Source organism: Parvibaculum sp., assembly GCF_049672805.1.
Classification (GTDB): Bacteria; Pseudomonadota; Alphaproteobacteria; order Parvibaculales; family Parvibaculaceae; genus Parvibaculum.
In genome coordinates this window covers 1-8268 of the sequence record NZ_JBATWS010000060.1, presented here as the reverse complement: position 1 = coordinate 8268, position 8268 = coordinate 1, and the positions used below count along the sequence as shown (strand labels likewise).

3 protein-coding genes and 1 pseudogene are annotated in these 8268 nt (G+C 58.8%); 2 read left to right on the top strand and 2 right to left on the bottom strand.

What is annotated here, in order from left to right; translation table 11 throughout:
* Both WBF74_RS01890 and WBF74_RS01885 read left to right on the top strand, forming a co-directional pair.
* Positions 1-1937, top strand: a 1937-nt coding sequence (locus WBF74_RS01890; protein ID WP_424434322.1) for a hydantoinase B/oxoprolinase family protein, incomplete at its 5' end; no start/stop codon positions are given.
* Positions 1938-1994: 57 nt separating this feature from the next.
* A complete protein-coding gene (locus tag WBF74_RS01885; RefSeq protein WP_424434319.1) occupies positions 1995-2975 on the top strand; it encodes an NADPH:quinone oxidoreductase family protein in 981 nt (326 codons plus the stop codon).
* Positions 2976-3426: 451 nt separating this feature from the next.
* On the opposite strand, the pseudogene metH reads toward WBF74_RS01885, so the two are convergent.
* A pseudogene (metH, locus tag WBF74_RS01880) lies at positions 3427-7232 on the bottom strand (methionine synthase).
* Positions 7233-7258: 26 nt separating this feature from the next.
* Positions 7259-8170: a methylenetetrahydrofolate reductase [NAD(P)H] gene (metF, locus tag WBF74_RS01875; RefSeq protein WP_424434316.1), complete on the bottom strand. Its 912-nt coding sequence runs from the start codon at positions 8168-8170 to the stop codon at positions 7259-7261.
* Between the last annotated feature and the right edge of the window lie 98 nt (positions 8171-8268).

Here is an 8268-nt window from a genome sequence, read left to right as displayed (position 1 = left end):
ATTTTTCCGATGGCGACCGCCTCGCCGCCATCGCCCGTTTCGAGGCAGCACACAGGGCGCAATTCGGCTTCAGTTTCGAGAACAAGAGTGTTGTCGTTGAAGCGATGGAACTCATCGCATCAAGCCGCGCCGACGCCCCCAGCGCGGAAGCACAGGACACCACTCCTGCCTCCACACCGGAAACGGATGATCGCCGCAATGTCTGTTTCGGCGGCGTGTGGCGCGAAACGGCAATCTTCCGCCGCGCCTCGCTTGCACCGGGGCACCACATGGACGGACCCGCACTCATCATCGAGGATAACCAGACGATTGTAGTTGAACCCGGCTGGACGGCGGAAGTGACGCCTCTCAACCATATCGTTCTCACACGGACAACGCCCCTGCCCGCCCGGACTTCAATTGGCACAGGCGCGGACCCGGTGATGCTCGAGATCTTCAACAATCGCTTCATGTCGATTGCCGAGCAGATGGGTGCGACGCTTCAGAACACGGCTTCCTCCGTCAACATCAAGGAACGGCTCGATTTTTCCTGCGCAATTTTCGACCGCGATGGCGGGCTTGTCTCCAATGCGCCGCACATGCCCGTTCATCTCGGCTCGATGGGTGCAAGCGTGCGCGCCGTGATCGACCAGAACCCCGACATGCGCCCCGGCGATGTCTATGTGCTGAACGCGCCCTATAATGGCGGCACCCACCTGCCGGATGTGACAGTTGTCGCTCCCGTCTATGACGAAACAGGCACAGAGCGCCTTTTCTATACGGCAGCGCGCGGGCACCACGCAGATATTGGCGGCATCTCGCCCGGCTCTATGCCCGCCCATTCGCATAATGTCGAAGAAGAAGGCGTGCTCATCGACAATTTCCGCATTGTCGAACAGGGGCGTTTTCGTGAGGCGGAGATGCGCGACCTTCTGACCCGCGCGAAATATCCCTCGCGCAACCCCGACCAGAATCTTGCCGATCTGCGCGCGCAAATTGCCGCTTGCGAAAAAGGCGCGCAGGAGCTTCGCCGCATGATGGCAGAGTTCGGCCTTGATGTTGTCGAAGCCTATATGCGCCATGTGCAGGACAACGCCGAAGAGAATGTCCGTCGCGTGATCGGTCGGCTGAAGGACGCACGCTTTGAACAGCCTATGGATGATGGCTCGAAAATCTGCGTCGAGGTGAAGGTGGACCGCGAAGCACGCACGGCGCGGATCGATTTCTCAGGCACAAGCCCCGCACTTGAAAGCAATCTCAACGCTCCTTCCGCTGTGACGCGTGCTGCCGTTCTTTATGTTCTTCGCTGCATGGTGGAGGACGACATTCCTCTCAATGAGGGCTGCCTCAAGCCCATCGACATCATCATCCCCGAAGGCTCCATGCTCGCGCCGAAATATCCCGCCGCCGTTGTCGGAGGAAATGTCGAGACGAGCCAGGCCGTGACGGATGCCCTCTTTGCCGCTTTCGGCGCAATGGCGGCAGCACAGGGTACGATGAACAATCTCACCTTCGGCAATGAACGCTACCAATATTACGAAACCATCGCAGGTGGCTCCGGCGCAGGTCTCGATTTTGACGGTGCAGACGCCGTGCAGACCCATATGACCAATTCGCGCCTCACCGATCCCGAAATACTCGAATGGCGCTTTCCCGTTCTGCTTGAAGAATTCTCGATACGGAAGGGATCAGGGGGAACAGGGCGACGAAAGGGGGGCGATGGCGCCATCCGCGCGATCCGCTTTCGCGAGAAGATGGGCCTCTCGATCCTGTCAACGCATCGCATTGTCCCGCCCTTCGGCCTTGCAGGTGGTGGCGATGCGGCACTGGGCGAGAACGAAATCCGCCGCGCTGACGGCACCATCGAAACGCTCGGCGGTTCCGCTACGGCAGAGATGGCGCCCGGCGACACCATCATCATCAGAACACCAGGTGGCGGCGGCTATGGCGCAAGCTGAGGCTTGCAACCCACGCAGCGTCGCGCATCATGCGCCGAACGAAACCTGGAGAAAGACATGAAAGCGATCCGCTGCCACAATTACGGCGCTCCTTCCACGCTCACCTTCGAAGAACTGCCTGATCCCGAACCGCGCGCGGGAGAAGTTGTCATCGAGACGGAAGCGGCAGGCCTTGGCTATGTGGATGCGCTGCTCGTTGCGGGGCGCTATCAGGTGAAGACGCCGCTTCCCTTCATACCGGGCAGCGAAGTAGCAGGGAAAATCGTGGCGCTTGGCGAAGGCGCGCCGGAAGCCCTGCTCGGCAAGCGCGTCATGGCGCTCTCGCCCCGCGGCGCGCTGGCAGGCCGGATTGCGCTTCCCGCGCTCACCTGCATTCCCGTGCCCGACAATATAAGCGCAGAAGCTGCAGCGGGTTTCATCGTCTCCTACTGCACCGCCCTTTACGGACTTGAGGAATGCGGGAAACTCCGCGAAGGCGAAACCCTGCTCGTGCTGGGCGCAGGCGGTGGCGTCGGCATGGCGGCAATCGACATTGCAAAGGCCATGGGCGCAAAGGTCATCGCGGCGGCTTCTTCAGAAGAAAAGCGCAAGGCTGCGCTCGATGCAGGTGCCGATATCGCCATCGACTACACCAATCCAGACTGGCGCAAGGAGCTTGAGCCGCTGACAGGACGCAAGGATGTCGATCTCGTCTATGACCCCGTGGGCGGCGATTTTTCCGAAACGGCGCTGCGCTGCCTCGCGCCGGGTGGACGGCATCTCGTGGTCGGCTTCGCAGCGGGCGACATTCCGCGCATTCCGCTCAACCTCGCCTTGCTGAAACGCTGCTCCATTGTGGGTGTTGATTGGGGAGGTCACATCCGCGCGAACCCGGCTGCGAATATTCCGCTGATGAAGACGCTGACGAACTGGGTCTCGGAAGGCCGCATTCACCCCGAACCCGCAGCAAGCTATCCGCTGGCAGAAGCGCCTGTCGTGCTGCAGCGTCTGCTCGACCGCGAAAGCATCGGCAAGCCGGTCATCCGATTCCGCGACTAATCTCGGCCGGGAAACGTGAAATGCACACGAGACGCGTCGTCGGCTTGCGGTACGCCTCAGGTGTCTTGCCAGCGTGACAAGAAGCGAGATTTATCCACACGGGATTCATCACGCCCTTTCAGTCACTTGGCCCGCGATCGTCACATGCGACAGCTTTGCACATCCACTCGCCGTCGAATCTGCTTGCGAAGCAGCGTCGATAGGGTGAAGAATTTTTAACCACCCGCGAGTGGAGGTTGAAATGCTTGCGAACAAGGTTGGATATCTGGCGACCGGGCTTGCGTTTCTGTTCGTAGGTGCGGTCCTCTTCGGAATCTTCTGATCCCCCAGTCGGTTCAAGACCGCTTCATCAATTCAAAAAGGGCGCATCCACAAGGACGCGCCCTTTCATATTTTGAAGGTGGCGGGATTGCGAACCGCTTGTACAACTCGCGCCCTCACCGCATTGCCTTCAGGCCGCCTCTTCAGATGCTTTACCCGGCGTGTAGTTGAGAATCGGCGCGAGCCAGCGTTCCATCACGGAAAGCTCCATCCCCTTGCGCCGCGCATAATCCACCACCTGGTCGCGCTCGATCTTGCCAACGCCGAAATATTCCGACTGCGGATGGCTGAAATAAAGCCCGCTCACCGCAGCACCCGGCCACATGGCATAGCTTTCGGTGAGCTTGAGGCCGATCCTCGCTTCCGTGTCGAGCAGGCGGAAGAGCGTCGCCTTTTCCGTGTGGTCCGGCTGTGCCGGATAACCGGGTGCCGGGCGGATGCCCTGATATTTCTCGTCGATCAGATCCTGATTGGTTAGCTTCTCATCCGGCGCATAGCCCCAGAACTCGCGGCGCACACGCTCATGCATATGCTCCGCAAAGGCCTCCGCGAGACGGTCAGCCAGTGCCTGCGAGAGAATGGCACGGTAATCGTCATGCTTCTCGCGGAAGCGGCGAGCGACCTCATCTTCACCAAAGCCTGCGGTAACGGAGAAACCGCCGACATAATCCGCGATGTTGCTCTCCTTCGGTGCCACGAAATCGGACAGAGCAAAATTGGCGCGGTCGGAACTGCGCTTCATCTGCTGACGCAACGAATGGAATATGGCGAGCGTTTCCTTGCGCTCATCATCCACATAAAGCTCGATATCATCCGTGCCGATTTCATTCGCCGGCCAGAAACCGATTACGGCACGGGCCTGCAACCACTTCTCTTCCACAATCTGCTTGAGCATCTCCTGCGCATCGGCAAAGAGTGACCGCGCAGCCTCGCCCACCTGAGCATCCTCCAAAATCTGCGGATACCGCCCATGCAGTTCCCATGTCTGGAAGAAGGGCGTCCAGTCGATATAGGGAACGAGCTTGTCGAGCGGATAATCCTCAAAAACCTTCGTGCCAAGAAAGCTCGGCTTCACGGGGCGATAGCCATCCCAGTCGATCTTGAAGCGATTGGCGCGCGCTGCTTCGAGTGTCTGCCTTTCCTTCTTCTCCTGACCGGCCGCATGCCGTTCTGCGAGTGACTGATATTGCTGCCGAATATCAGCGATATACTCGTCCTTCTTCTCCGAGATGAGGTTTGAAGCCACACCCACCGCGCGGCTCGCATCCGTTACATAAACCGTCTGTCCGGCATTGTAGTTCGGATGGATTTTCACCGCCGTATGGATCTGGCTCGTCGTCGCGCCGCCGATCAGAAGCGGAATATTGAAGCCCTGACGCTCCATTTCGGAAGCGACATGACACATCTCGTCCAGCGACGGCGTGATGAGGCCCGACAGCCCGATCATATCGACATTGTGCTTGCGCGCTTCCTCGAGAATCTTCTCGGCAGGCTGCATCACACCAAGGTCAATCACCTCGAAATTGTTGCACTGGAGCACGACGCCGACAATGTTCTTGCCGATGTCGTGAACATCTCCCTTCACCGTCGCCATGAGAATGCGTGCGGCAGCATCATCGCCGGTGATGCCAAGCTCTTCCTTTTCCTTCTCCATAAAAGGCATGAGATAGGCCACGGCCTGTTTCATCACGCGAGCGCTTTTCACCACCTGCGGCAGGAACATCTTGCCCGCGCCGAAGAGATCACCCACCACATTCATGCCGTCCATCAACGGCCCTTCGATGACGTGCAGCGGGCGCTCAAAGAGATGGCGCGCCTCTTCCACATCCTGCTCGATGAAAGCATTGATGCCTTTCACAAGCGAATAGGTGATGCGTTCCCGCACCGGCTTTTCCCGCCAAGAGAGATCTTCCTCGCGCTTCTTGCCGCCTTCGCCCTTGTAACGCTCGGCAATTTCCAGAAGCCGTTCGGTCGCATCCGGGCGACGGTTAAGGATCACATCCTCAACGCGCTCGCGCAGTTCAGGTTCGATATCATCATAAATGGCAAGCTGACCTGCATTGACGATGCCCATATCCATCCCCGCCTTGATGGCGTGATAGAGGAAAACGGAATGCATGGCCTCGCGCACCGGCTCATTGCCCCGGAAGGAGAACGAGATATTCGAAACGCCGCCGGAAATATGCGCATAGGGGAGATTCTGCTTGATACGCGAACAGGCCTCGATGAACTCCACCGCATAGTTGTTGTGTTCTTCGATGCCTGTGGCGACGGCAAAGATATTCGGATCGAAGATGATATCTTCGGGCGGGAAGCCGACCTCTTCGGTCAGAATCCGGTAGGCACGCTCGCAGATTTCAAATTTGCGGTTTGCGGTGTCGGCCTGCCCCACCTCGTCAAACGCCATGACGACAGCCGCCGCGCCATAGCGGCGGATCTTGCGCGCATGTTCCCGGAAAGCCTCCTCGCCTTCCTTCAGGCTGATCGAATTCACGATCGCCTTGCCTTGAACGCATTTCAGTCCCGCCTCGATGACATTCCATTTCGAGGAGTCGATCATGATGGGGACGCGCGATATATCCGGCTCGGATGCGATCAGATTGAGGAAGCGGATCATCGCAGCCTCGGAATCGAGCATCCCCTCATCCATGTTGATGTCGATGATCTGGGCGCCATTCTCGACCTGCTGGCGCGCTACGTCGAGCGCCTCATTGAACCGACCCTCCAGGATCAGTTTCTTGAAGCGCGCCGAGCCGGTCACATTGGTCCGCTCGCCGACATTGATGAAGTTAGCCGTAACTTTGGTCATCTCGTCCCGATCTTGCTTTAGTCAGTCATCCGGCATCAGCCACCGGCATGGGGTCAGTGGGCGACGAAGGGTTCAAGCCCTGCGAGGCGCAGTTTCCGTTCGATTTGCGGTATCTCGCGCGGCTTCCCGCCCTTTACGGCCTTTGCAATCGCGCGAATATGGTCCGGCGTGGTTCCGCAGCAGCCGCCAAGAATGTTGACGAGACCCGAAGACACGAACTCTGCGACAAGCTCCGCCGTCTGTTCGGCACTCTCGTCATATTCACCCATTTCATTCGGCAGACCCGCATTCGGATGCGCCGAAACATGCGTATCGGCAATGCGCGACAGCGTATCGATATGCTGGCGCATCTCTTTTGCACCGAGCGCGCAATTGAGGCCGATGGAAAACGGCTCCACATGGCGCACGGAGTTCCAGAAGGCCTCGGGCGTCTGCCCGGAGAGAAGACGGCCTGATTTGTCGGTGATTGTGCCGGAAATCATGATCGGCAGACGAAAGCCCGCCTCATCAAAGACATCTTCAATGGCAAAGAGAGCCGCCTTCGCATTCAGCGTGTCGAAAATCGTTTCGACGAGGAGGATATCCACTCCACCTTCGATCAGCCCTTTTGCGGCTTCCTTGTAGGCTGCATGCAGCTTGTCGAAATCGACATTGCGAAAGCCCGGATCATTCACATCGGGCGAAATGGACGCGGTACGGTTCGTCGGCCCAAGAACGCCCGCCACATAGCAGACACGACCCGGCTCTTCCTTCTCGCAAACATCCGCCGCCTCACGCGCAATCCGCGCGCTCGCCACATTCATTTCATAGGCGAGATCTTCCATCTCGTAATCTGCCTGCGCGATGCGCGTGGCGCCGAACGTGTTGGTTTCGGCAATATCGGCGCCCGCGCGGTAATATTGCAGATGAATGTCGCGCAGAATGTCGGGCCGGGTGAGCGAGATCAGCTCGTTGTTGCCCTTCACATCCTTGCCGTGATCCTTCAAGCGCTCGCCGCGGTAATCCTCTTCCTTCAGCTTGAAGCGCTGGATCATGGTTCCCATTGCACCATCGAGGATGAGCACACGTTCCTTCACCTCCTTGTAGAGATGGGCGATGCGTTCTTCGCGCGTCTTGGGGTGGGACATGTCTAATCCTCCAACAGGGAAATCAGTTACGACGCCTGAGCCGCTTCCGGTGCGGCGGTTGTAACCTGCGGACGCAGGCCAAGCACATGACAGATCGCAAAGGTGAGATCAGCCTGGTTCAGCGTATAGAAATGAAAGCGCTCAAAGCCGTAGCCGCGCAGGCGGTTCACCTGCTCTGCGGCCACATAGGCCGAGATCAGCTTGCGCGTGCCGAGATCGTCATCAAGTCCGATGTAATATTCCTCAAGCCAGCTCGGTATCGTGGCGCCACAGCGTTCTGCCATGCGCTTCGTACCCTTGAAATTCGTGGTCGGCATGATGCCCGGCACGATGGGAATGGTGATACCGGCCTTGCGCACCTTTTCAAGAAAGCGCACATGCTGCTCCGTATCGAACACGAACTGCGTCACCGCGCGCGTGGCGCCAGCATCGACCTTGCGCTTCAGCAATTCGATATCAGTTTCGAGCGACGCCGACTCTGGGTGTTTTTCCGGATAGGCCGAAACAATCACCTCGAAGTCGGCGATCTTGCGGATGCCTTCGATCAGTTCCGGCGTTGACTGATAGCCCTCGGCATGGGGGCGATAAGGCGCGCCAAGCTCCGGCATGTCGCCGCGCAGCGCCACGATGCGCCGCACGCCTGCATCCCAGTAGGAGCGGATCACCTCATCCACTTCGCTACGGGACGCGCCGACGCAGGTGAGATGCGCCACAGGCTCCAGCGAGGTTTCATCCTGAATGCGCTTCACGGTCGCATGGGTGCGCTCGCGCGTGGAGCCGCCCGCGCCATAGGTTACCGAGACAAATTCCGGCTGCAACGGTTCGAGCCGCGCAATGGAACGCCACAACGTCTCTTCCATTTCGGGCGTTTTAGGCGGAAAAAACTCGAACGAAACATTCGTCCGCTTTTCCTTCGCCGTCTTGCGCGCGTTCGTCATTGCTTATCGTGCTCCTTCAAATTCAGTAGCTCGCGCCGGCTTCGTGTCGGCGCGCGCCGTCTTGTCTGCGACCCAGATCAGCACTGTCAGCTTGGCAT

What these genes read in the sequence shown, in the direction of transcription:
- WBF74_RS01885 (WP_424434319.1), top strand. Translation starts at nt 1,995, where the DNA reads ATGAAAGCGATCCGCTGCCACAATTACGGCGCTCCTTCCACGCTCACC.
- metF (WP_424434316.1), bottom strand. Translation starts at nt 8,170, where the DNA reads ATGACGAACGCGCGCAAGACGGCGAAGGAAAAGCGGACGAATGTTTCG.